The sequence below is a fragment of the Anoxybacillus sp. TBDG-1 genome, from assembly GCF_054815885.1.
Genome location: NZ_JBTZSY010000005.1, coordinates 25,762 through 49,412 on the forward strand (window position 1 = coordinate 25,762; position 23,651 = coordinate 49,412).

The following is a 23,651-nucleotide window of genomic DNA, read 5'->3' on the forward strand; positions in this document are numbered from 1 at the left end:
AAAAAAGGGACTGAGTGCGATCCTCAGTCTCTTTTTTGTTGAACCATTTGTTTATAAAACAGTTTCGCAAGCTCGATAAATAATTCATCTAACTGAACAAACGAATGATGAAGAGCAGGACGAGCGAAAATAAAAGAAAGACGATCGATGACGTTTAACGGGCGAAGGGAAAGCGATTGGACTTCCTCTTCCCAGCAGCATATGTTTCCTATCGGGCGTTCGTTCAGCCAATATAGTGCGCATAAAAAATAGCTTATCCCCCGAATGATCCCGTCTTTTGCTTTGTTCCCTTGACGAGTTGCAAACAACGGAGCAAGCTCACGTTTTTCTTCCTCCCAAAGCTGAAATATAGCGGGAAGAGACTGTTCTTTTTGTTGCCACGGCTTCTGCTCTTGTGTCATATCGTAGTAAAATGGCACATGCTTCATCATCATCGGAAACGGTTGAAACGTAGGAACGTCCATTGTATCTGTCGTAAAAAAAAGCGGATGTTGAAACGTTTTTGGAACGATCATTTACATCTTCTCCTTCATCCTTTTTTTTCCTTCACGACAAAGATGAAGCAGTGGACAAACGTCACATTTTGGCGATTGCGCTTTACAATGATAGCGCCCAAAAAAAATAAGGCGATGATGGGTCACCGACCATTCTTCTTTCGGGATTTTACGCATTAGCGTTTCTTCGATTTCTAACACGGAATCTTTCCAACGACAAATGCCAAGCCGTTTGCTTACTCGTTCGACATGCGTATCGACAGCAATCGCAGGAATGCCAAAGGCGACAGAGACGACAACGTTCGCTGTTTTGCGCCCAACGCCAGGAAGCTTCATTAGTTCATCGCGACTTTTTGGCACTTCCCCGTTGTATTGCTCGATTAATATCCGACATAATTGTTGAATGTTTTTCGCTTTATTGCGATATAGTCCGATCGAACGTATGTCTTGTTGAAGCTCTTCTAGCGGGACAGACACGTAATCTTCTGGTGTTTTATATTTTTCAAATAGTTGCTTCGTCACTTTATTGACGAGCGCATCTGTGCATTGCGCCGATAAAACGACCGCGATTAATAGTTCAAACGAATTGCGATGAACGAGCTCACAATGCGCGTTTGGAAACATGTTTGCCATCTCATCTAAACAGTAGCGAATTTGTTGCTTCGTTAGCATGTAACCATCCTTTCTACGACTGTTCAAGCCAATTATAAATCGGAACGGTTGGTTTATATGGTTGCTCTTGCTTCACTTGGTTTTTACGAAACTTTTTTGCATGTTGTTGTGCTTGTTCAATTGTTTTAATCCCATTCTTTTTCCATTCGAATAAAATACGGTCGATATAACGGAAATTCAATTTTCCTGATAAGACAGCTTCACGCAATGCTGCTTTAATAATTATCGGATCATGTTCATCTTGATCCATCCACATCGCTAGCGTCTCGCATTCCATTGGGGAAAGCGGACGACCGAATTCATGTTCAAAAACGGTGTACAATTGTTCCTCTTGTTCCTCTTCTTGTTTCTTGCCTTGAAACATGATACGGATGAGTTTTTCCCAAAGCGGATCAAGCGAATAACATTCACTATGAATGTTGTTATCCATTCGCTCCTCAATAGCCAAAAATCCCTTTTGTACAAGCTTTCGTAGTTGTTGCATGCACATTTCAGGAGAAATGGTCATACGTGCAACAATTTCATCTGGAGTTGGAAATGAAATTCCTTGTTCAAGAAACGAATGAATGTGTAACAATAACATAAACTCTGTTTCATTTAATCCAAGCGTTTTATAGTTTGTTAATAATAACCGTGGAATTGCCACACTTCCTTCACGAAAAAAGCGAATCATTTCATTATCCATGTCAAACACCTCACGTCCTATTATATCATAAAACAAATCCCCCATGTGAGCACGGGGGATTTCATCATTATGGATATAAACGATTAAGTAAACGTGGAAACGGAATCGTTTCACGAACGTGTTCAACGCCGCAAATCCAAGCAACTGTCCGTTCAAGTCCTAGTCCGAAACCTGAATGTGGCACAGAACCGTATTGGCGAAGCTCTAAATACCATTTATATGCATCAAGCGACAATTGATGTTCTTCTAACCGTTGTTTTAATAAATTGTAGTCGTGAATGCGTTCCGAACCGCCAATAATTTCGCCGTATCCTTCTGGAGCGATTAAATCAGCGCAAAGAACAACTTCAGGACGCTTCGGATCCGGCTGCATATAGAACGGCTTTAATGTCGTTGGATAATGCGTAATAAATACCGGTTTATCAAAACTTTCCGCAATCGCTGTTTCATGTGGCGCACCGAAGTCATCGCCCCATTGAATGTCGTCAAATCCTTTCTCATGAAGAAGTTGAATTGCTTCATCGTACGTAATACGCGCAAATGGTGGCTTCACATTTTCTAATTTAGACGTATCACGACCGAGCGTTTTGAGCTCGAGCTGGCAATTTTTCAATACTGACTGCACAATATGAGAGACGTATTGTTCTTGTACTTGTAAATTATCTTCAAATTGATAAAACGCCATCTCCGGCTCAATCATCCAAAACTCAATTAAATGGCGGCGCGTTTTGGATTTTTCCGCACGGAACGTCGGACCGAACGAAAATACTTTGCCAAGCGCCATCGCTGCTGCTTCCATATATAGTTGTCCACTTTGTGAAAGATACGCATCTTCATCAAAATATTTCGTATGGAACAATTCTGTCGTTCCTTCTGGCGCACTTCCTGTTAAAATTGGCGGATCCACTTTCACAAAGCCGTTTTCGTTGAAAAATTCATACGTTGCCCGAATGACTTCGTTACGAATTTTCATAATCGCATGTTGGCGCTTCGAGCGAAGCCATAAATGGCGATGATCCATTAAAAATTCAATACCATGTTCTTTTGGTGTAATCGGATAATCAACAGCCATATGAATGAGTTCAATGTTTGTGACAGAAAGCTCGTATCCAAACGGCGAACGTGCATCTTCACGCACAACACCCGTGACATAGAGCGAACTTTCTTGCGTCATACTTCTTGCCGCTTGAAAGACGTCTTCGCTCACTTGCGCTTTTTCTACAACTCCTTGAATAAAGCCTGTACCGTCGCGCAATTGTAAAAAAGCGATTTTTCCGCTTGACCGTTTGTTCGCAAGCCAAGCGCCAATCGTTACTTCTTGCCCTACATATTTATGTACTTCTGCAATCGTCGTTTTCACAAAAATTCCCTCCAAAGACGTTCAACTGTTATGTACATCATCAATATTATACATTTCGACAAAAAAACGCAAGATCATCTTACGTTCAGAAGAAAAGGCTAGTCATATCGACTAGCCGCGCGTTTTTTCATTTACAAACGTTTCGATACGGTCGAGCGCCTGATGAAGTAACTCAAGCGATGTCGCATATGATAAACGTACGTTGTTTGGCGCACCAAATCCTGAACCTGGCACGAGCGCCACTTTCGCTTCTTCAAGCAACGCCTCGACAAACGCATCGACACTTTCGTATCCCGTCATCGTTGCCGCCTCTTTCGCATTTGGGAACAAATAAAACGCACCTTGTGGCTTGACGCACGAAAAACCTGGAATTTGAATAAGGCGATCGTAAATAATATTTAATCGTTCTTCAAACGCTTGCCGCATTTGTTCAACTGGCTCTTGAGACCCGCTATATGCAGCAATGGCAGCGTATTGGGCAATCGATGTTGGGTTTGACGTACTATGGCTTGCTAAATCTGTCATCGCACGAATGATATCGGCATCCCCCGCTGCATAACCAATGCGCCATCCTGTCATCGAATGAGATTTGGACACTCCGTTAATAATAATCGTTTGTTTTTTCAATTCAGGTGAGAGCTGGGCAATAGAAACATGTTCATGTCCACCGTAAACAAGTTTTTCATAAATTTCATCAGAAACAATCAACACATCGTGAGTTAAACATACGTTCCCAAGCGCCTGCAATTCTTCTTTCGTATAAATGACACCCGTTGGATTGCTTGGCGAGTTAATAATGACCGCTTTCGTGCGATCTGTAATCGCCTGTTTCAATTGCTCCGGTGTAATTTTGAACTCATTTTCTTCAAGCCCTTCAACATAAACAGGCACGCCACCTGCTAGTTTCACTTGTTCTGGATAGCTTACCCAATACGGTGTTGGAATAATCACTTCATCGCCTTCGTCTAAAATGACTTGAAATAGCGTGTAAAGGGCATGTTTCGCCCCGACACATACAATAATTTCTGACGGTTTATAATCAAGCCGTTGATCTTGCTGAAATTTTTTAATAATCTCTTGCTTGAGTGTTGCTAATCCACCAGATGGCGTATATTTCGTATGTCCATCGTACATCGCTTTCACAGCCGCTTCCATAATGTGTTGCGGCGTATTAAAATCTGGTTCACCGGCGCCAAGCCCAATGACATCGTGCCCTGCTGCTTTTAATTCTTTCGCTTTCGCTGTAATAGCAAGCGTTGATGATGGCGTTAATGATGCAACACGTTTCGCTAACTTCATGAATCCTTCCCCCTCGCAAAATGATATCTTTTCAAAAAGACCCCGTCTTCAAAACGAACGTAATAAAACGAATATCGATCTCGTTCGTCAATATATGTAATTTCCCACAGCGGGACCTCTTTTTCCATTCCTAATTTTACTGACACGACTGCTTTTGGTTGATACGGCTTTATGGAAGAGAGCGCTTGTTGTTTCGTAATACCTTCTGAAGCCTTCCGAACATCAACCACTCTTCCTTCTTCCGTCACCCATGCGATCATTTGTTCATCTTTATCATTTTTGCCTATGATGATGACGTATACATCGCTACCTCGATACGTATACACATCCGTCACTTCGACAATTCCTTTTTTCTCCGCCTGCTTCATCGCACGTTGTTCACTTTTGTTTTTAGACGATATCGCATCGCTATATGCGTCGATGTATAAGAATAAAGCGGCGAACAACATGCATACGAAGGCAATGACTATTTTTTTCACCTTCATCCCTTCTTACGTTCGATAAATCGTAAACACAGCCTTTTCTTTATTTTCTTCATCAAGCGCTAGTCCGAACATTAAATCTTTTTCTTTTAACGTTCGGTTCAAACAATCAACAATTTTGTATAAGTCCGATGAGTATTCAACTTTTACAGTTGCTAATACTTCGATTTTGCTCTCCACAGTCCGATCCTCCATGTGCACAAATTTTGTTACTTATATCGTTTATCATGAACGGAAACAATACACTTACACACCGATTTCGGTGTATAAACATCTTCATTGTAGCAACGATTTCCTACATTGGTCAATTTGAATTAAAAAAATTCCTATCGTACACACCGCGGGCCGAACGTTGGCCCTTTTTTAAAATGTCATGACATCGTATTCCTCTAAGTTGCATTTTACTACAATCACACCAAAACGATTTGTCTCATAACAATCGATCCAGGCCGCATACAAACGTTCAAGCAAACGTTCACTCGGCCAGCTACCATGCTTTTTGAAAATGATTGCTACTTGTGGATCGACATGTTTTAAAAAAGATGTACGCGGATAATCATTTATACCGAAATGAGCAATTTTTAATATGTTTACATCATTGAGCGGCATTGTCATCAATTTTCGCTCGACATCATTGTCAGCGTGCGCCATATATAAAAGGCGGAGCTGACCATATTGAAGGGACATCGTGACATCTCCATCGGCAATATAGAGCGGCTGTATGCGAAAATGCGGAAACGGTTCATACACTTTTTGTTCTTGCCATTCGTCGACAATCTTTGGATCATACGTTCTTTTAATCCACTCGACATTTCCGACATATGGTTCATCATCGCTCGTTAATATAAGTTCATCAATTTCAGTAATTTGAAATTGTTCGAACCATCTTTTTAGTTCTCGCTCTGTATGCGGTGCCCCTGTATTAAACAATACCGTTTTTCCGCTTGCATGTTTAAACAACGTTGCCTCCCCGTTACTGAGCGGTAAAAAAATCATTGCCATTTCTTCTTCTTCAAGCATCATATCAATTTTTTGAATATCCTCTCCAACTGTAGAAGGATGCATAAAACTACTTAATACAAAAAAGAATAGCATCCATTGCAAAACATTCACTCCCTCCATCTACATCTTTTATCTTTTACTGATGAAGGGAATTTTATAGCCACCCATTTACATGTTGTAAAAGTTCGGTAAGTGGCGCATGATATACACGGATAGGTGGCAATGATTGCAAAAAATATTTACTGTACGATGCTGTTAACAATCGTTGGTCTAAAACGAAAATGATCCCTCGATCTTCTTTTGTACGGATTAATCGTCCAAACCCTTGTTTAAAGCGCAAAATTGCTTGTGGCAACGATAAATCGTAAAACGGATTGCCCCCTTTAGCGCGAATGTAATCGCTTTTCGCTTCCATGATCGGATCGTCTGGTGGAGCGAATGGCAACCGAACAATGACGACACATGTCACTTCATTTCCTGGGAGGTCTATCCCTTCCCAAAAGCTACTTGTACCAAATAAAACTGCTTGTTCAAACTGCTGGAAATGACGCGTTAACTTCGCTGCATTGCCTCCGCTTACCCCTTGAGCAAGCAATACAAATGATTGCTCGTCATTGAGCTGTTTTGCGAAGACATACGTTTGTTTCAATAGCTCATATGATGTAAACAATACAAGCATGCGCCCTTTTATATGTTCAGCAATGCGAATAATTTGCCGAGCAGCTTGTTCAGCATATTGTTCAACAGTCACCGAAGGAAACGTCGGCACATCGCTTGGTACCATAAGCGCAGCTTGTTTTTCATACGAAAATGGTGACGGAATGGCGCGTGTAAATGGATAAAAATCATCAAGACCAAGCCGTGCAATCATAAATGAAAAGCGATTGTTTGTCGTTAACGTTGCTGAAGTTAAAATGACACTTCGCTTACGTGAAAATAGTTGATCAGCAAAAAAATGAGCTAAATCGAGCGGCTGAGAAATGACTGTAACGGCATTAACCGCTGCTTTTACATCTACTTCTAGCCAGCGAACAATGTCATCGTCATCGCTCGTTAATAAATGTTGTAACGTAGATAAAACATCGATAAACGTTGTAAAAGGTTTCATCTCTTCTTTTGGAATATCGTTCATCATATGTGACAATTGTTGTACTGTGCTCATAATACGCATAAGCAATTCCATTGTTCCGTTCCATTCTCTCCCATACTCTTTCCAAGGAACAAAGCGATATCGAATGCGTCCATCTCCTTTTTGTCGGCGCAACACATAATGGCGAAGAGATTGAAATAGTTGATTTAGTTCATATTCAAGATCTCCTAGAAGCGAGCGAAGTGCACCCATTTCATGTATCATAGCGATGTCGTTCATTCGTGTCCACAATAGACGAACGTACTCATATGACACATTCCTTCCGAAAAAATGGGCTGCGACATCTTCTAAATGATGCGCTTCATCGATGATAAGTTGTTCGTACGAAGGGAGAAGCTTTTCATCAGCAGTTAAATCATGCATGACGAACGAATGATTTGTAATAATGACGTGCGCATGTTTCGCTTTTTCTTTTGCGCGTACAAAAAAGTCGTGTTCCTCATTTCCTTCATCGCTATGCACATCTTCCCAAAATAACGCACCTCCTGCAGTTAAGTTTAGTTCATCGACATCTCCTGTCTCTGTTTCTGTTAGCCAGACGAGCAATTGACATTTCGTCAAAGCAATATCGTAGTTCGTATCTATATCATTTAACGTACGAGCAAATTTTTTAACGCTAATATAATTTCGTTTGCCTTTCAAAACAGCTGTTGTAAATGAAAAAGGAACAAGCTGTGCAACGCGCGGCAATTCTTTTTCAATCATTTGTTTTTGCAACTGGAGCGTATGCGTGCTAATGATGACAGGTTGCTGTTGTTTTACCGCATAAAATATAGCAGGAAGTAAGTACGCCATCGTTTTTCCAATGCCTGTTCCCGCTTCAATGAGCGCATGTTGACACGTTTGTAACGCATAGTTGACGTCTTCCATCATTTGTTTTTGCCCATTTCGATATTCAAATGGTGAAACAAATGGGTTTGTAGCAAGCCATTGTGAAAAAGATGGAATATGTTCGATATGTTCACGGTATTCAGTTCGTTTTGGCGAAAGCCATTTTTTTAAAGCGATTCCTTCATATTCAACCGTTTCTTCGTTCGGTTGAAGAGAGCGTTCCTTTTTAGTAATGTATTGATCTAAAAGGGCAGTCCACTCACTTTTTAACGCTTGACTGTGTCGGCGTAGTTGTTTTAATGTCACAAGCGGTAAACGAGATAGCTTATGCAGTAAAAAAAGAAGCAGTTGGGCTGTCGCTTCTGCGTCGCAATCCGCTTGATGCGGGCGATCATGCGCAAGCGACAGCGCTTCAGCTAAATGATTCAGCTTATAGCTCGACTGTGTCGGCATAAGAAAACGAGAAAGTTCCACCGTATCTAAAAGTCGACATGTCGGTGGTTGTATGCCACTTCGAATAAACTCCTCTTGCAAAAACGCCCAGTCGAAATGAACGTTATGTGCTACAAAATAAGCTCCTTCCCATTTTTCAACAAGCATCGGGGCAATATGGTGAAACGGCGGAGCATCGTGCACCATCGTATGATCAATGCCCGTTAACTGCTGAATAAACGATGGAATGTCGCGCGCTGGCTGAATGAATGTTGAAAAACTTTCGCAAACTTTGTCACCCTCGATGACGACAAAACCAATTTGAATGATGCGATCTTCTTTTTTCGGGGCATTTCCTGTCGTTTCAATATCGACGACGACAAAGCGATCATTCATCTTTTTTCACCTCACATCTGTGTAAACAAACAAAAAGAGGCGGCATGGCTCCCGTTATAAAACGGTCGCCGCCGGCTCTTGTACGATGAGTTCTTTAATGCAGTTATGCTCGTCCATAATCGCAATTTTTGGACGGTGTGACCCTAGTTTTTCTTCTGGTACGAGTACGTATGAGATCACGATAATAATGTCATCTTTTTGAACAAGACGAGCTGCCGCTCCATTTAAACAAAACACACCGCTTCCTCTTTCACCAGGAATAATATATGTTTCGAATCGTGCTCCATTATTATTATTTACAATTTGTACTTTCTCATTTGGAACCATCCCAACTGCATCTAAAATATCTTCATCAATCGTAATGCTACCAACATAATTTAAATTCGCTTCCGTCACACGAGCACGATGAATTTTGGCGTTCATTAATGTGCGAAACATGATGTTGCCTCCTTATTGTACGTTCATAACGATATTATCAATCAAACGGGCGTTTGTAAACCGTACAGCGAGCGCAAGGATGATCTTTCCTTGTAACGTCTCGAGTGGCTTTAGCTCTGGGTAAGAGTAAATTTCAACGTAATCAATGACTCCATTTGTATGTTGTTCAATATGATGTACAATCGCTTGTCGCACCTTCTCTATGTCACGTTCTCCTGCTTCAATTAATGATCTACCGTTTTGTAAAGCGGCATATAACGCAGGTGCTTCTTGTCGCTCACGCTCGCTTAAATACACGTTTCGTGAACTTTTCGCAAGCCCATCGTCTTCACGCACTGTCGGAACAGCAACGAGTTCAATTGGAAAATGGAAATCACGAATAAGCCCATCGATTACCGCCACTTGTTGCGCATCTTTCATTCCAAAATATGCGCGATGTGGCATGACAATATGGAACAGTTTCGTCACAACCGTTGCGACTCCGTCAAAGTGCCCCGGGCGAGATTTACCGCAAAGTACATCGACGCGCTCATGCACCTTCACTGTTACCGACGGCTTATGCGGATACATTTCACGAACGGACGGGTAGAAGACGATGTCAACGCCGGCTCGTTTAGCTATTTCATGGTCGCGTTCAAAATCGCGCGGATACCGATCAAAATCTTCATTCGGTCCAAATTGAAGCGGGTTGACGAAAATGCTTAAAACAACGATATCGTTTTCCTCTTTCGCTCGTTTTAATAACGCGACATGACCTTCGTGCAAGTAGCCCATCGTTGGCACAAAACCGATCATTTTTCCTCTTTGCCGTTCGTCTATCATACGCGCTTGCATTTGTTCGATTTTTTCGATGATAACCACTTTATTTCCCTCCATACAATGCGATCCATTGTTGCTCGTTCATCGTAAATGATTGTTCATCGCTTGGAAATTGACGTGTTTTGACGTCAGCCACATACTCCGCTAGCGCTTGTTGCATCGTCTGTTGCACGTTTACATATTGTTTAACAAACTTCGGTACACGGTCTACACCATATCCAAGCACATCGTGATAAACGAGCACTTGTCCATCCGTTCCTACTCCGGCACCAATGCCGATTGTCGGAATTGTTAGCTGCTTTGTTATCGCTTCACCAAGTTGTTTCGGCACACATTCTAACACGAGTGCGATCGCTCCAGCTTGTTCACATGCTTTTGCTTCTTGTATAAGACGTCGAGCACTTTCGGCATCTTTTCCTTGTACTTTATATCCACCTAACACACCGACCGATTGTGGTGTTAAACCGAGATGAGCGACAACAGGCACGCCTGCCTCTGTTAAGGAAGAAATGACTTGTAATACAGAACCTGCCCCTTCGACTTTTACAGCATTTGCACCTGATTGTTGCATGATCGCTTTCGCATGTTGTAGCGCATCAGAAAGCGTGCTATACGACATAAACGGCATATCTGTGACAATAAACGTATTTGGCGCGCCACGTCGAACAGCTTTCGTATGATGAATCATATCTTCGACTGTTACAGGGATCGTTGAATCGTATCCTAGTACGACCATTCCGAGCGAATCACCAACTAAAATCATGTCAACCCCGGCTGCCTCAGCAAGCTTCGCTGATGGATAATCGTAAGCCGTCAGCATAACAATCGGCTCATGATTTTTTTTCATGTTCAAAAAATCTAATTTCGTTTTCATATACATCCTCCTCTCAATATGCAGAGGAAATGGATAAAAAAAGTCCTTCTTTCTGCCAAAATAGAGAAAGAAGGACTTTTTGTTTCGCTCCATCCCTCTGTCCCCGTCCGTTCGATCGGATCAAGGCAGAAATGATCGTCAATATGTCGTATGCGTGGTGCAGTTCTTATAAAGATACTGCCCGATTTCAACCGCTTTCATTTTATCAAATATTTCGAAATTTTCCTACTGTTTTTTTATTTCAATATCTGCTGAGTAAATGTAATGAATCGCCCCATCTTCGGTTTGTACTTTTAATGTACCCGAATCTGTAATTCCAAGCGCAACACCGCGAATCGCCCCATTTAGCGTACGCGCTACAATTTGTTGACCAATCGTTACTGCGTAGCCTTCCCACAACAGTTTAATCGGCAAAAAGCCGTGTTGTAAATATTGTTCATATAGCTGTTCTAATTTTTGCAACAATGTTTGAACAATTTTCGGACGGTGGAACGTTCGTCCTGTTTCGAGCGCAAGCGATGTCGCAATTGAGGCAATATCGCTTGGAAATTGTGTTTGATTGACGTTCATACCGATGCCGACGATGACTGCCCGCACTTGATCGGGATCGGCTTGCAATTCTGTTAAAATGCCAGCGACTTTCTTGCCATTGACCAATATATCGTTCGGCCATTTAATATCCGGTACGATATGTGTTACTTCTTGGATCGCTTCGGCAACCGCAACAGCAACTAAAAGCGTGAGCTGAGGCGCTTGTTGCGGTGGAATAGACGGCCGCAAAATTAAACTCATCCAAATCCCTGTTCCTTTCGGCGAATGCCACGATCGGTTTAAACGTCCTCTTCCTGCCGTCTGTTCCTCAGCAATGACAATCGTTCCTTCTTCGGCGCCCTCGTGGGTAAGTTGATGCGCTAATTGTTGCGTTGATGGCACGCTTTCTTGGTCATATACGTTCCAACCAAAACGTTTCGTTTTTAATCCGAGTTGGATCTCATTTGCGTTCAGTTTATTAGGCATTTGTTTTAAACGATAGCCGAGCCTGCGAACGGCTTCTACTTCAAACCCTTCTTTTCTTAAGTCTTCGATATGCTTCCAAACAGCTGTTCGTGAGCAACCGAGCTGCTCACTAATTTTTTGCCCGGACAAAAATGTTCCACCTGCTTCTGTAAATAGTTTCAACAGTTGTTTTCTCGTCTCTGATTGCACACCGCCCACTCCTTTAGCTTCTCTTTCTCATTTTCCACTTTACGATGCAGTACGGCACGCTCGATATTTTCAATCATTGTGGCCAACCATGGACCAGCTTTTCGTTCAAATAGAGTCAGTAAATCGTTTCCATTAATCGCAAGCTCTTTGCGGTTGCGAATAGGCAACGCCTCCCACCGTTTCAATAACAGATGCACATGCGGTTCATCATGTTCAAATGCTGCGCGTATGCGCTCGATATGTGGAATGTATGGTCCATACTCATACAATGTATCAACTGTCCAGTCCGAAAGCGAACGAATATGTTCGAGCGCCTTTAAACAAATCAAAACGTCACGAATGAAGTGGTTCGGTAATTTCCATTTTTTTAGCTCTTCTTGATGAAAATGGACGACAAATGCAAATCGAGCCCATGCTTCCGTGCGATGAGTTGGCACAATGGGATAAGTAGCTAGTTGAGCAAGCTCTTTTTTTTTCGCAGCAAGCTCTGGCAAGTAACGAAATAAATTCGTTTCGATTAAAAGGTCAATTGCTTTTGACATAAACGGACCGAGCAACAATTTTTCAAATTCAACAGCGATGCGCTCAACAGCAATATGCTCCAATAAATGTCCGTATTGCATAATGGCTTGTTTCGTCTTGGTAGATAAAGAAAAGCCGAGTTGGCTGACAAACCGAAGCGCTCGCATCATCCGTAACGCATCTTCATTAAAGCGCTCCGCAGCATCACCGACCGTTTCGATAATGCGCTGCATTAACGCTTCCGTTCCCCCAAACGGATCGATGATGTCACCGTGCTCATTCATCGCGATGGCGTTCATCGTAAAATCGCGTCGCTGCAAATCTTCATAAAGGGAGCTGACAAACGTGACATCTTTTGGCCTTCGATAATCTTCGTAACGTCCTTCTTTTCGAAATGTTGTCACTTCATATGAAACGCCACGCTCAATAACCATCACCGTTCCGTGCGCAATACCGACAGGAACGGTTTTCGGAAAGATGGACATTACTTCTTGTGGATGGGCAGATGTCGCAATATCAATGTCACCGATCGGTCTTTGTAGTAAATAGTCTCGAACCGCCCCACCGACAAAATACGCTTCATGCCCGTGGCGTTTTAATGTTTCAATGACAGAAAGCGCCTGTTGAAATTGTTCGTTCATCATTCATCCCCTTTGAGTTGAAAATAAATATGTTCATATTGTGCCACAATTTTCTCAGAATAAAATTTTTCATACACTGTTTCACACGCCTTTTGTCCCATCGTTTGACGAAGGGTTTCATCCGTTAATAAACGAAGCGTTTGACGTGCCGCATCGTTTATATCACCAAGCGAACATAAGAAGCCGTTTTCTCCATCTTCAATGACTTCCGGAATGCCGCCAATCGCCGTGCCAACGCAAGGCACATGACATGCCATCGCCTCAAGTAAAACAAGACCGAAGCTTTCTTTTTCTGACAATAATAATTTCACATCGCTAATCGAGTACAAGTCTGCTAAATTTTCTTGTTTTCCTAAAAAGCGAACATGGTCGCATAGTTTCAGTTCTTTCACAAGACGACAAACGACTGTCATTTCTGGTCCATCGCCGACAAGGAGCAATTTAGCAGGGACTTGTTTCACAACGAGCGCAAACGTACGAACGACATCGCATACCCGCTTCACTTTACGAAAGTTTGACACATGAATAACTACTTTTTCATGCGGAGCGATACCGTATTGCCGACGAAGCTCATCATTTTGCCGTTTGCTGTATACACGTTCGTCAACAAAGTTATACACCGTTTGAATCGGCTTTTGCACGTCAAGTAGTTCATACGTTTGAATAGCTAACGCATTTGATACAGCTGTGACGACATCGGATTGTTCGATGCCAAATTTAATTAAGTCACTTAATGACGGATCGTACCCAAGCACAGTAATATCTGTACCATGTAGCGTCGTCACAATTTTCAAATGATCACCGACCATTTGTTTTGCTAAAAAGGCGCAAAGGGCGTGCGGAACAGCATAGTGGGCATGAATGATGTCAAGTTGTTCTCGCTTCGCCACTTCTGCAATTTTACTCGCCAACCCCAAATCGTATGGCGGATATTGAAATACGGAATACGGATTAACTGTTACTTCATGATAGTAAATATTAGGATATACTTTATTTAGTCGAAACGGAATGCTTGATGAAATAAAGTGAATATCATGACCGCGTTCAGCAAGCATTTTTCCTAATTCCGTCGCAACGACCCCAGAGCCGCCGACTGACGGATAGCAGACGATTCCTATTTTCAGTTTCATTTTTCTTCCCCTAACAAATCATGTGCAAGTATAATTGGTTTTTTTGACATAAACCCTTCCGCAAACGAAACACCGACTTCTTTTCCAAACAATCGCTCGCGGCTTTCAACGGTTTCAATATAGCCGTTCGTTAACGGCGTGTCAACTGAACCGCTCATTCGCTCAAATTGACTTTCGTATGCCTGTAAACTCGCTATTTTTTTATCAATCGTATGACTAATATCAACAACAAAATGAGGGCGATGAAATCCGTTAATCATATAAAAATAAATGGCTTGCACGCGATGAGGAGGTAGCTGTTGTCCATCTTCATAGCGGCGAATGGCAGCTGAAAACACCGCTTCTTCCACTAACCTCGCGCATTGTCCATGATCCGGATGGCGATCTTCCCAATATGGTGCAAACACAATATGCGGTCGATATGTACGAATGACTGTCACAATCGGATCAATGTGCTCTTTTTGCATAGTTAGTCCGCGATCTGGAAGATTGAGCTGTATACGTGTATGAACGCCAAGAATGTCAGCTGCCCGCTTCGCTTCTTGCTGGCGAATATGTACCGTTCCGTTCGATGATAGCTCTGCTAGCGTTAAATCACATATGCCGATATCGTACCCTTGTTGAGCGTATTTCGCAATCGTTCCGCCCATACCGATTTCAACATCATCGGGATGGGCGCCAAATGCTAACATATGCATTACTTTTTCCCTCGCTTCACAATATTTCTCCATGCGAAATCGCCACGCTCTAAACCGTGCACAAGTACTTCAGCTGTTCCCATGTTCGTCGCTAATGGAATGGCATACACGTCACAAAGACGAATAAGCGCGCTAACATCCGGTTCATGCGGTTGAGCGGTCAATGGATCGCGGAAGAAAATAACCATATCCATATCATTATTTGCAATCATCGCACCGATTTGCTGATCGCCTCCAAGCGGACCAGATTGAAAGCGATGAACAGAAAGACCTGTCGCCTCTTGAATGCGCAATCCCGTCGTACCTGTTGCATATAGCTCATGCCCAGCTAAAATATGTTGATAAGCTGTTACAAATTGAACCATATCTTCCTTCTTTTTATCGTGCGCAATTAAAGCAATTTTCAATGCCCTCTCCTCCTTATTCAATTAAATGTTCTAATCCATATACGAGCGTTTCTAGCTTCATCACCGTTTCAACAGAAAAGCGAACACCCGACATAAATGATGAACGATGGAACGAATCGTGACGAATCGTCAATGTTTGTCCATCGCCACCAAAAATGACTTCTTGATGCGCTACAAGCCCTGGCAGGCGAACGCTATGAATGCGCATGCCATCATATAAGGCTCCGCGCGCTCCTTCCATCGTCTCTTTTTCAGCTTCATGCCCTTGCATAAATGAAGGACGGACTTGCTGAATGAGCTGCGCTGTTTTCAACGCTGTGCCAGACGGGGCATCGAGCTTTTGATCGTGATGAAGTTCAATAATTTCTACGTGAGGAAAATATTTAGCCGCCATTTGGGCAAATTTCATCATTAAAATCGCACCAATAGCAAAGTTTGGGGCGATAATCGCGCCAAGTTTTTTCTCTTCAGCCACTTGTGCTAAACGTGTTAAATCATCTTCTGTAAACCCTGTCGTACCAACGACTGGTCGAACACCATAATGCAATGCCATTTCCGTATGGCGTTTTCCGACTTCTGGCGTCGTTAAATCAATGAGTACATCGGCTTGTACCGTTTGCAAACATCGCTCTAAATCTGTAAAAATCGGGGCTTTAATCGCTGGAAAACCGTCAAGCTCCGCCAACGTTTTTCCTTCGTTCATTCGGTCTACAACAGCGACAAGCTCAAAATGTTTTGTGTTATGAACGAGAGAAACAGCTTCTCGGCCCATTCGTCCACGTGGTCCCGCAATAACAATTCGAATCATCTTCCCTCTTCCTTTCTTGTCCAACGATCGCGATCTCGCGTTTGAAATTTATGCATGACCGTATCATGCGCTTCTTGTAAATCGATATGTAACGAATTGGCCATACATATAAGTACAAACAATACATCTCCTAGTTCTTCTTCAATCGTTTTTTCTCGCTCCGTTTTCTTTTTTCGTTTTTCACCGTAGTGATGGTTCACTTCGCGAGCGAGCTCGCCTAATTCTTCTGTTAAACGAGCAAGCATCGCGAGCGGACTGAAATACCCTTCTTTAAACTGTCCAATGTATTCATCAACTTCTTGTTGCATTTGCCGCATCGTTTTTTCCATTGTCTTCACCTCTTACATTCATGTTAGCTAAAAGTGGGGCATTTGACAAATGTTTTTGACGGGTGTGATGACATTCCTCTATAATAAAAAACGCAGTCATATTCAAGAGGTGAAGACGATGAAACTAAAAAATGTCGCATTTATTTTGCTAGGATCTGCTATTTTTGCGTTCGGGCTTGTCCACTTTAATATGGAAAATAAACTAGCGGAAGGCGGGTTTACGGGGATTACACTTCTTTTATACTTTTTGTTTGGCATTGATCCTTCTATTTCAAACTTAGTGCTGAATATCCCGCTCTTTTTTATCGGATGGAAATTGCTTGGGCGGACGACGTTTTTTTATACGATTCTCGGAACGGTCAGTTTATCTGTATTTCTTTGGATTTTTCAACGGTACGGATTTCACATTCCTCTCAATAACGACTTGACGTTAGCGGCATTGTTTGCTGGTGTGTTTATCGGGGTCGGTCTCGGTATTATTTTTCGCTACGGTGGAACAACGGGCGGGGTCGATATTATTGCGCGGCTCGTATATAAATATAAAGGCGTTAGTATGGGAAAAACGATGTTTTTGTTTGACTCATTTGTCATTTTTCTCTCGTTGCTGACGTATTTACCGTACCGTGAAGGCATGTATACGCTCGTTGCGGTGTTTGTCGGGGCGCGCGTGATTGACTTTTTACAAGAAGGAGCATATGCGGCAAAAGGAGCGACCATTATTTCCGAAAAAAGCGATGTAATTTCAGAAAAAATTATGACGGAAATGGAGCGAGGGGTTACCATTTTAAAAGGAATCGGCTCTTATACAAAACGCGAACGAGATGTTTTATATTGCGTTGTAGCTAAAAACGAATTATCGCGTTTAAAATCAATTATCACGTCCGTTGATCCATATGCATTTGTTGCAATTAGCGATGTGCACGATGTGCATGGTGAAGGATTTACACTAGATGAAAACAAACAACCGTTACATGAATAAAAGCGTCCAACATCGGACGCTTTTATTGTTTGTCTCTTACCATTTTTCGTTCTTTTTCGCCACGATATTTTCGCCATCCTACATATGTTAACGTCATAATAATCATGCCGCCGATAGACGTCATGACCCACCAAAGTGACGGAAGCATCGTTTCTTTTTTTCCATCAGCAAACAAAGCTTGCAAATCTTCTTCCATTTGTCGCAACTCTTTCATTCGCTCTGTTGCATGCAATTGGCGAAAAGCAGGAGCTTCTAAAAGAGAAATATGAGCAGATACACGTTGCACTTGTTCACGATCGGCGTTAATTTTTATGCTCGGTTCAATGAGTTGATACCGTTGTAAAAATTGATGAAACGCCTGTTGAAACGATTGCTCGTCTTCTTGCTCCATCGCTTGCTTCATCTTGTCAAACGCGGACATGACAGCGTATTTCATTTCTTTCCAAAGCGGTTGATGTTTCGTATGAACAGCATCAACAGCAAGCCGAAATTGCGTTAATTGATTGATTCGTTGTTCCATCGGTACACTCGATGTCGTAACCGCTTTTAATGCTTCTTCGTGCGTAGCTGTTAACACATATACGACATCCATGGAATGAATATCTTCACGGAATAATGCGAATTGTTTTTCGAAATATTCTAACAACTGTTTTGCTTCTTGCAGGCGATCATTTTTTGTTAGCTGAAGCGCTTCGTCAGAAATTTGGTCGAGTTTGTCCCACTCATGTCCGTTTCCATATACGGTATACGGAAATAAAAAAATGATGATAAACATCACGACGAATCGAATGCGCATCTCCTTGTCCCTCCTTACGATCTTACTATTGAATATATGATCGCAAAAAGAGACATAGACCTCGATTTATCGCTGACGTGAAAAAATGTATGCTACCGCAATCGAAACAATGCTTAGCCAAAATGTAAAATAGCCGATTTGTAGCGTATATTGCGCCAACATCCGATATTGTGGCATCATCCCAAACACGTAATCGATGACATCGTTATGCAACGTCCAAATGGCAGCGATCACAACATGAACAAATGACATACGGTAATGTGGAGCGTACAATAGTGCTTGCACCGCCATGGCTCCATGCGAGATCACAAGCATCCATCCCGCCCAACCGAGTTCCCCTGTCACAAAAAATACAAGCATATTCATGACAACAGCCCAAATGCCGTATTTCACGAGCGTAACAACCGCCAACGCTTCCATAAGCGCCCAATGCGTATGGCGAAGCCAAGCGATTAAAACAAAAACAAAAAACAAACTCGCTGTTGGGCTGTCAGGCACAAATGGAAGAAAGATCATTGGCGTTTCGGATAATTGCGGCCCATACCATATGTAACCATAAATTGTCCCAATGACATTGACAACTAACAATAGCATAAGAAATGATCGATGTAGCAACCAATGACGTATGTATAACATACATTGAGCCCTCCTAATATGTACAAAAAAGCTGACTGATGTTCAGTCAGCTTTCACAAATTATTCTGCTTTTAAACCCGCAACAAACTCAGCAAGTTTTTGTAGTTCCTCATCTGTACCTTTGAAAAGACCACCAGGCATGCCACCTTGACCGTTTTTCGCAATATTAGCAATTTCTTCAGGGGATAGCCCTGTGCCAACAAGCGATGGTGCAGCTGGACCACCTTGCAAGTTTTCACCGTGACATGTTAAACATGTATTTGCTTCTAAAATTTTATATCCTTCTGCATTTTTGTCAATGTCTACTTCTGCGCGAATTTTTCCTTGCTCAGCTGCTGCTTCCCAGTCGTGCGTGACGACAGATTCCCATGTTAAGAAAATAATTGCAGCAAGTGTAAGCAACATCATGCCGACAGCAACCGGACGCTTCGATGGGCGACGCTCTGGACCGCGATCTAAAAACGGCGCAAGTAATAACGCACCGAAAGCAAGTCCAGGAATAATAATCGCTCCAATAACGGTATATGGACCAGATGCAAATGAGTACTTTAACAGCTGATATAAGAATAAAAAGTACCAGTCTGGAAGCGGAATATAACTTGTATCTGTCGGATCCGCAATTCGCTCAAGCGGTGACGGATGCGCAACAGTTAAACATAAAAAGCCGATTAAAAAGACGGAGCCGACCATCCATTCTTTTAATAAAAAGTTCGGCCAAAACGCCTCAGTTTTCCCCGGATATTCGGAATAGTCTTTCGGAATGTTCGGCTTGCGCGTAGCGGGCACACGTGAATCGCCGACAAATTTCATCCCTTTTCCGCGATGCATATCGTTCCCTCCCTTATGCTAAATTTTACAGTGGACCAGAAATTCCTTGTTTCCGAATCATTAAAAAGTGTGCAGCCATTAATCCTAATAACGCTCCTGGCAAGAAGAAGACGTGAATCGCAAAGAAGCGCGTTAACGTTTGAGCTCCAACGATTTCATGATGACCTGCCAATAACGTTTTAATCGCTGGACCGATAACTGGTGTTGCTTCAGCAATTTGCAATCCTACTTTTGTCGCAAAGAGTGCTTTCATATCCCAAGGCAATAAGTAACCTGTGAAACCAAGACCCATCATCACCATAAAAATAAGCACACCGACGATCCAATTCAACTCACGTGGTTTTTTGTAAGCACCTTGGAAAAATACGCGCAACGTATGTAAAAACATCATCACAATAACAAGGCTTGCCCCCCAGTGATGCATGCCGCGCACAATTTGTCCAAACGCCACTTCGTTTTGTAAGTAATAAACAGATTCCCACGCGTTTTTAATATCTGGTACGTAATACATCGTTAAAAACATACCAGATAAAATTTGAATGACTGTCACGAAAAATGTTAATCCACCAAAGCAGTAAACAAATGCTGAAAAGTGATGTGCAGGGTTTACGTGCTCTGGCACTTCATGATCTGCGATATCGCGCCACAAAGGCGTAATATCTAACCGCTCGTCAACCCAATCATAAATCTTGTTAAGCATGTATTACGCCTCCCCTCGTGGTTTCGCTTTACCTAAGTACAACGTGCCATCTTTCACTTCATACTCATAACGGTGTAACGGAGCAGTCGGTGGTGTATTCGGTACGTTCGTACCATCCTTTTCATACAAACCGTAATGGCAAGGACAGAAGAAACGGTTTGGATTGCTTTTTTCACCGTTCCAGTTTACCGTACAGCCAAGATGGGTACAGACTGGTGAAAGCGCAATGATATCTCCTTTTTCATCTTTAAATACCCAAGCCGATCTTGGCTCTTCTGACTCGTACCACGCGTCTTTTACTTTTACTTTGAAGTCGAAGCGCTGTGGTTCTGTCGTAATGTCTTTCACTTGGGCAACCGCAACCATATCTTGCCCAGCTTCTTCTTTTAAGATCGGATCTAAGGCAAAGCGTACCATCGGTGATAAAATGCCAGCTGCCATAAACCCGCCTACACCTGTTAACGTGTAGTTTAAAAACTGCCGTCTTGACACGCGATGCTTTTTCTCGCTCATCGTTTTCCCCCCTCTATACGAAGTTAAGTCCATCCGGACGAATTGTTATAACACATATATAAAACTAGGACAACCTAATGATATATCATGTTTCCACCAAGGTCAATATAATGATAGTGTAAACGCTATCTAATTTTTTAACGTCCATTTTGCAACTAATGCATCCATCACTTGATCCACTTGTTGACGAACAACTTTTTGTTTATACGCTTCATCGACATGTTCAAGCGGAAGGGCTGGCACATAAACAAACGATTCATCCGCAATATCCGCATGCGAAGTCACAAAACATATATGTTGAAAACCCGCCTTTTTAAGCATGTTCGTCCATTCGTGCACACGCGCTTGTGTTTGTTCTTGCACGAAATATGTGAGCGGCGGAAATAACATCACTCTCCCTTTAAACTGTCTTTCCACTTCATTCGCAATAAACAACGTATGCTCGCTCATTTCAGCAAACGCTTTCATATTTGTGCACCCAATCGGTATGCACGGAATGAGCGCTGTGTCAACATACTCTTTTGCTTGATCGTACATACTTACATCTTTTGCTGTCCATTTCATTCAAACCACTCCTTATGTTTCCATCTTACACGAAATGCATATGTATTTTTTTGAACATTTTGTGACAAATATATACACAGTTAAAAGCGTTGCGAACCACGAGGTTAACGCAACGCTTTTAACTGTTCGGTCAGCTCGCGAAATTTTTGTTCATCTTGCTGATCAAGCGCCTCGTCAATTAACCGCATAATTTTTTGCCGTTGAAAATGTTGAATCGATTGATGAACGATTGTTTCTACAAGTTGTTCATCTTGTTTATTCACCCGTTTTGGCATGTACGGATTTTCTTCAAGCACCGCCACATATTGTGGTGAATGGAAAGCGCCGCGAAAGTTTAGTTGAATGAAAATATCTTCATCGCGGTTTAAACGAATGTCATGAAACGATTTTTCCGCATCTGTCGTAATGACACTTTGCTTATAAAATCGAAATGGTACATCGTCTACACAATGCGTCGACATCATCATGCCACGCGGACAATATTCCGCATGTTCCACAAAGTGCACTTTTTCCATGAGCGCATCATGACTAAGTAAATAGTTTAAAATCCATACACATTCACGCCGTTTTAATTGATAATTGTTTAAAAACCAGCGAACAAACTCTTTCTTCTCCCGAACGGAAACCATTCCCTTCCCCCCTTGCATCCGAATGACATCTTCATTCAAATTGCAACATCATCTGGGCAATCTCTTCGTTTGTCGGATCAATACGCAATAGTTGTTCAAATATATCTTTCGCTCTTTTTCTTCTTCCCTCCTCAAATAAAAAGTAACCAAAATCATATAAAAAGTTTGGATCATCTTTAAAAAAAGTATATGCCTCTTCATAATGATTTAATGCCTGATCATACATTTCAAGCTTTTGCTTCGCCTTCGCAAGCTCCCATTCAAACTGTGGATCGTATTCGCCTTGATCGATTGCTTGTTGAATAACACGTACAACGTCTTCATACCGCTCCTCATGGAAAAGCAAACTTGTCTGTATAAACAATGCTTCTAAATAACCCGGATCAATATCGAGCGCTTTTTCAATGTACATCTTCGCTTTCTCTCGCTTGCCGAGCTTTAATGCAATTTTTCCAGTATACACAAGCAGTTCTTTATTCCATTCATCTATTGTTAATCCTTCTTTTGCTATTTCGTAACTTTGTTGTATATCTCCTTCTTGTTCATACGATTTTGCTAAAAATAAATAAAGAGGCACATACTCGCGATCGAGCACTTTTAACTCACTGAATTTCGCAATAGCTGTTTTATATGCTTCTGCTTGATATGCAGTAAATCCGTATTGAAATAACGTATGCACATCGAAACGTTCGTTTAATGCTTCTTCATAATAAGATAACGATCGTTCAAATTCACCAAGCAAGCTATATGCTTCCGCTATGCGCTGGGCAATGACAGTGCCTGCAAGCGTTTTTGTTTTGTTAATGACTTGTTCATAATATAGCAAACTTTTTTGATATTGACCGGTCGTAAAGTATAACTCGGCTAACGCAAATTGAACGAGTGGTTCGTCCGGCATTTTCTCATATGCTTTTAATAGTTTTTGTTCACTTACTTCATCTAATCCTTGCATTTGATAAAGATCTGCCATTAACAAGCATGCGCGCACATAATATAGGTCATCTTCTTCTATATCCATCAACAATTCGAGCGCTTCTTCTTCTTTATCCATTTCTGTATATATTTCTGCTAAAAAGAGTTGTAGTTCACGTTCGTCTGGATAACGTGTAAGCAACATACGAACGAGCGATTCCGCCTCTTCTAACAATCCCCACGAAAATAATTGGTCAGCTAACATATATCGCTCTTCATCATTTCCGTTTTGCTTCAATTGTTCGGCAAGTGCTAATGCGCGTTCAACATCACCTTGTTCAACGAGTTGAACGATTTGATCTAATGTCTTCATCAATCTCACCCTCATCATTCATATCATCACGCTTTATCATACCACC

General features: G+C 42.0%; 28 protein-coding genes. 1 reads left to right on the forward strand and 27 read right to left on the reverse strand.

The annotated features are described in order from the left end of the window. Positions 1-23: 23 nt before the first annotated feature. From ACYQY7_RS02770 to ACYQY7_RS02860, 19 genes are all read right to left on the reverse strand, one after another. The gene (locus ACYQY7_RS02770) at positions 24-515 is read right to left on the reverse strand and encodes a YpoC family protein (RefSeq protein WP_461200621.1); all 492 of its coding nucleotides are present in this window, start codon (positions 513-515) and stop codon (positions 24-26) included. Continuing rightward, the gene (gene nth / locus ACYQY7_RS02775; RefSeq protein ID WP_461200622.1) at positions 516-1,166 is read right to left on the reverse strand and encodes an endonuclease III; all 651 of its coding nucleotides are present in this window, start codon (positions 1,164-1,166) and stop codon (positions 516-518) included. A gap of 13 nt (positions 1,167-1,179) precedes the next feature. Beyond that, the gene (locus tag ACYQY7_RS02780; protein ID WP_461200623.1) at positions 1,180-1,851 is read right to left on the reverse strand and encodes a DnaD domain-containing protein; all 672 of its coding nucleotides are present in this window, start codon (positions 1,849-1,851) and stop codon (positions 1,180-1,182) included. Between the two features lie 67 nt (positions 1,852-1,918). After that, complete coding sequence (gene asnS, locus ACYQY7_RS02785) at positions 1,919-3,211, reverse strand: asparagine--tRNA ligase (protein ID WP_461200624.1); 1,293 nt, start codon at positions 3,209-3,211, stop codon at positions 1,919-1,921. 111 nt (positions 3,212-3,322) lie between these two features. Further along, positions 3,323-4,510 carry a pyridoxal phosphate-dependent aminotransferase gene (locus ACYQY7_RS02790; protein ID WP_461200625.1) on the reverse strand — a complete coding sequence of 396 codons (1,188 nt, stop codon included), beginning with the start codon at positions 4,508-4,510 and terminating at the stop codon, positions 3,323-3,325. Further along, positions 4,507-4,995: a cell wall elongation regulator TseB-like domain-containing protein gene (locus ACYQY7_RS02795; protein ID WP_461200626.1), complete on the reverse strand. Its 489-nt coding sequence runs from the start codon at positions 4,993-4,995 to the stop codon at positions 4,507-4,509. Before ACYQY7_RS02795 ends, ACYQY7_RS02790 begins: the two co-directional genes overlap by 4 nt. Positions 4,996-5,001: 6 nt before the next feature. Next, positions 5,002-5,172: a YpmA family protein gene (locus tag ACYQY7_RS02800; protein WP_006319505.1), complete on the reverse strand. Its 171-nt coding sequence runs from the start codon at positions 5,170-5,172 to the stop codon at positions 5,002-5,004. A gap of 183 nt (positions 5,173-5,355) precedes the next feature. Next, positions 5,356-6,087 carry a ComEC/Rec2 family competence protein gene (locus ACYQY7_RS02805; RefSeq protein WP_461200689.1) on the reverse strand — a complete coding sequence of 244 codons (732 nt, stop codon included), beginning with the start codon at positions 6,085-6,087 and terminating at the stop codon, positions 5,356-5,358. 61 nt (positions 6,088-6,148) lie between these two features. Continuing rightward, complete coding sequence (dinG, locus tag ACYQY7_RS02810) at positions 6,149-8,803, reverse strand: ATP-dependent DNA helicase DinG (protein WP_461200627.1); 2,655 nt, start codon at positions 8,801-8,803, stop codon at positions 6,149-6,151. A gap of 54 nt (positions 8,804-8,857) precedes the next feature. Then, a complete protein-coding gene (gene panD / locus ACYQY7_RS02815; RefSeq protein WP_461200628.1) occupies positions 8,858-9,241 on the reverse strand; it encodes an aspartate 1-decarboxylase in 384 nt (127 codons plus the stop codon). Positions 9,242-9,253: 12 nt separating this feature from the next. Beyond that, positions 9,254-10,102, reverse strand: coding sequence for a pantoate--beta-alanine ligase (gene panC / locus ACYQY7_RS02820; RefSeq protein WP_461200629.1), 849 nt, complete (start codon positions 10,100-10,102; stop codon positions 9,254-9,256). Between the two features lies 1 nt (position 10,103). Beyond that, positions 10,104-10,934, reverse strand: coding sequence for a 3-methyl-2-oxobutanoate hydroxymethyltransferase (gene panB, locus ACYQY7_RS02825; protein ID WP_461200630.1), 831 nt, complete (start codon positions 10,932-10,934; stop codon positions 10,104-10,106). Positions 10,935-11,159: 225 nt separating this feature from the next. After that, positions 11,160-12,140 (reverse strand): biotin--[acetyl-CoA-carboxylase] ligase, encoded by a 981-nt coding sequence (locus ACYQY7_RS02830; protein ID WP_461200631.1) that lies wholly within the window; start codon positions 12,138-12,140, stop codon positions 11,160-11,162. Next, positions 12,110-13,303, reverse strand: a complete 1,194-nt coding sequence (locus ACYQY7_RS02835) for a CCA tRNA nucleotidyltransferase (protein ID WP_461200632.1) — start codon at positions 13,301-13,303, stop codon at positions 12,110-12,112. The genes ACYQY7_RS02830 and ACYQY7_RS02835 overlap by 31 nt, the downstream gene beginning before the upstream one ends. Continuing rightward, a complete protein-coding gene (gene bshA, locus ACYQY7_RS02840) occupies positions 13,303-14,433 on the reverse strand; it encodes an N-acetyl-alpha-D-glucosaminyl L-malate synthase BshA (protein ID WP_461200633.1) in 1,131 nt (376 codons plus the stop codon). The genes ACYQY7_RS02835 and bshA overlap by 1 nt, the downstream gene beginning before the upstream one ends. Then, a complete protein-coding gene (gene bshB1 / locus ACYQY7_RS02845; protein WP_461200634.1) occupies positions 14,430-15,131 on the reverse strand; it encodes a bacillithiol biosynthesis deacetylase BshB1 in 702 nt (233 codons plus the stop codon). Before bshB1 ends, bshA begins: the two co-directional genes overlap by 4 nt. After that, on the reverse strand, positions 15,131-15,538 hold the full coding sequence (gene mgsA / locus ACYQY7_RS02850) for a methylglyoxal synthase (protein WP_461200635.1): 408 nt from the start codon (positions 15,536-15,538) through the stop codon (positions 15,131-15,133). The genes bshB1 and mgsA overlap by 1 nt, the downstream gene beginning before the upstream one ends. 13 nt (positions 15,539-15,551) lie before the next feature. Further along, positions 15,552-16,346 carry a 4-hydroxy-tetrahydrodipicolinate reductase gene (gene dapB / locus ACYQY7_RS02855; RefSeq protein ID WP_461200636.1) on the reverse strand — a complete coding sequence of 265 codons (795 nt, stop codon included), beginning with the start codon at positions 16,344-16,346 and terminating at the stop codon, positions 15,552-15,554. Then, the gene (locus ACYQY7_RS02860) at positions 16,343-16,675 is read right to left on the reverse strand and encodes a nucleotide pyrophosphohydrolase (RefSeq protein WP_461200637.1); all 333 of its coding nucleotides are present in this window, start codon (positions 16,673-16,675) and stop codon (positions 16,343-16,345) included. The genes dapB and ACYQY7_RS02860 overlap by 4 nt, the downstream gene beginning before the upstream one ends. A 118-nt stretch (positions 16,676-16,793) precedes the next feature. On the opposite strand from ACYQY7_RS02860, the gene ACYQY7_RS02865 reads away from it, so the two are divergent. After that, on the forward strand, positions 16,794-17,654 hold the full coding sequence (locus tag ACYQY7_RS02865) for a YitT family protein (protein WP_461200638.1): 861 nt from the start codon (positions 16,794-16,796) through the stop codon (positions 17,652-17,654). Positions 17,655-17,676: 22 nt separating this feature from the next. On the opposite strand, the gene ypjB is transcribed toward ACYQY7_RS02865, so the two are convergent. The 8 genes from ypjB to ACYQY7_RS02905 form a co-directional block, all read right to left on the reverse strand. Beyond that, a complete protein-coding gene (ypjB, locus tag ACYQY7_RS02870; protein ID WP_461200639.1) occupies positions 17,677-18,450 on the reverse strand; it encodes a sporulation protein YpjB in 774 nt (257 codons plus the stop codon). A gap of 66 nt (positions 18,451-18,516) precedes the next feature. Beyond that, entirely contained in the window at positions 18,517-19,086 is a 570-nt protein-coding gene (gene lhaT, locus ACYQY7_RS02875; protein ID WP_461200640.1) for a lipoprotein heptaprenylglyceryl N-acetyltransferase LhaT, read from the reverse strand. 60 nt (positions 19,087-19,146) lie between these two features. Beyond that, positions 19,147-19,914, reverse strand: a complete 768-nt coding sequence (locus tag ACYQY7_RS02880) for a c-type cytochrome (protein ID WP_461200641.1) — start codon at positions 19,912-19,914, stop codon at positions 19,147-19,149. A gap of 25 nt (positions 19,915-19,939) precedes the next feature. Beyond that, a complete protein-coding gene (gene qcrB, locus ACYQY7_RS02885) occupies positions 19,940-20,614 on the reverse strand; it encodes a menaquinol-cytochrome c reductase cytochrome b subunit (RefSeq protein WP_006319468.1) in 675 nt (224 codons plus the stop codon). A gap of 3 nt (positions 20,615-20,617) precedes the next feature. Beyond that, a complete protein-coding gene (locus tag ACYQY7_RS02890) occupies positions 20,618-21,127 on the reverse strand; it encodes a Rieske 2Fe-2S domain-containing protein (protein WP_461200642.1) in 510 nt (169 codons plus the stop codon). Between the two features lie 129 nt (positions 21,128-21,256). Continuing rightward, the gene (locus tag ACYQY7_RS02895; protein WP_461200643.1) at positions 21,257-21,691 is read right to left on the reverse strand and encodes a YpiF family protein; all 435 of its coding nucleotides are present in this window, start codon (positions 21,689-21,691) and stop codon (positions 21,257-21,259) included. Positions 21,692-21,795: 104 nt separating this feature from the next. Beyond that, positions 21,796-22,320: a ReoY family proteolytic degradation factor gene (locus tag ACYQY7_RS02900; protein WP_183243108.1), complete on the reverse strand. Its 525-nt coding sequence runs from the start codon at positions 22,318-22,320 to the stop codon at positions 21,796-21,798. 31 nt (positions 22,321-22,351) lie between these two features. Beyond that, positions 22,352-23,605, reverse strand: coding sequence for a tetratricopeptide repeat protein (locus ACYQY7_RS02905; RefSeq protein WP_461200644.1), 1,254 nt, complete (start codon positions 23,603-23,605; stop codon positions 22,352-22,354). Positions 23,606-23,651: the final 46 nt, after the last annotated feature.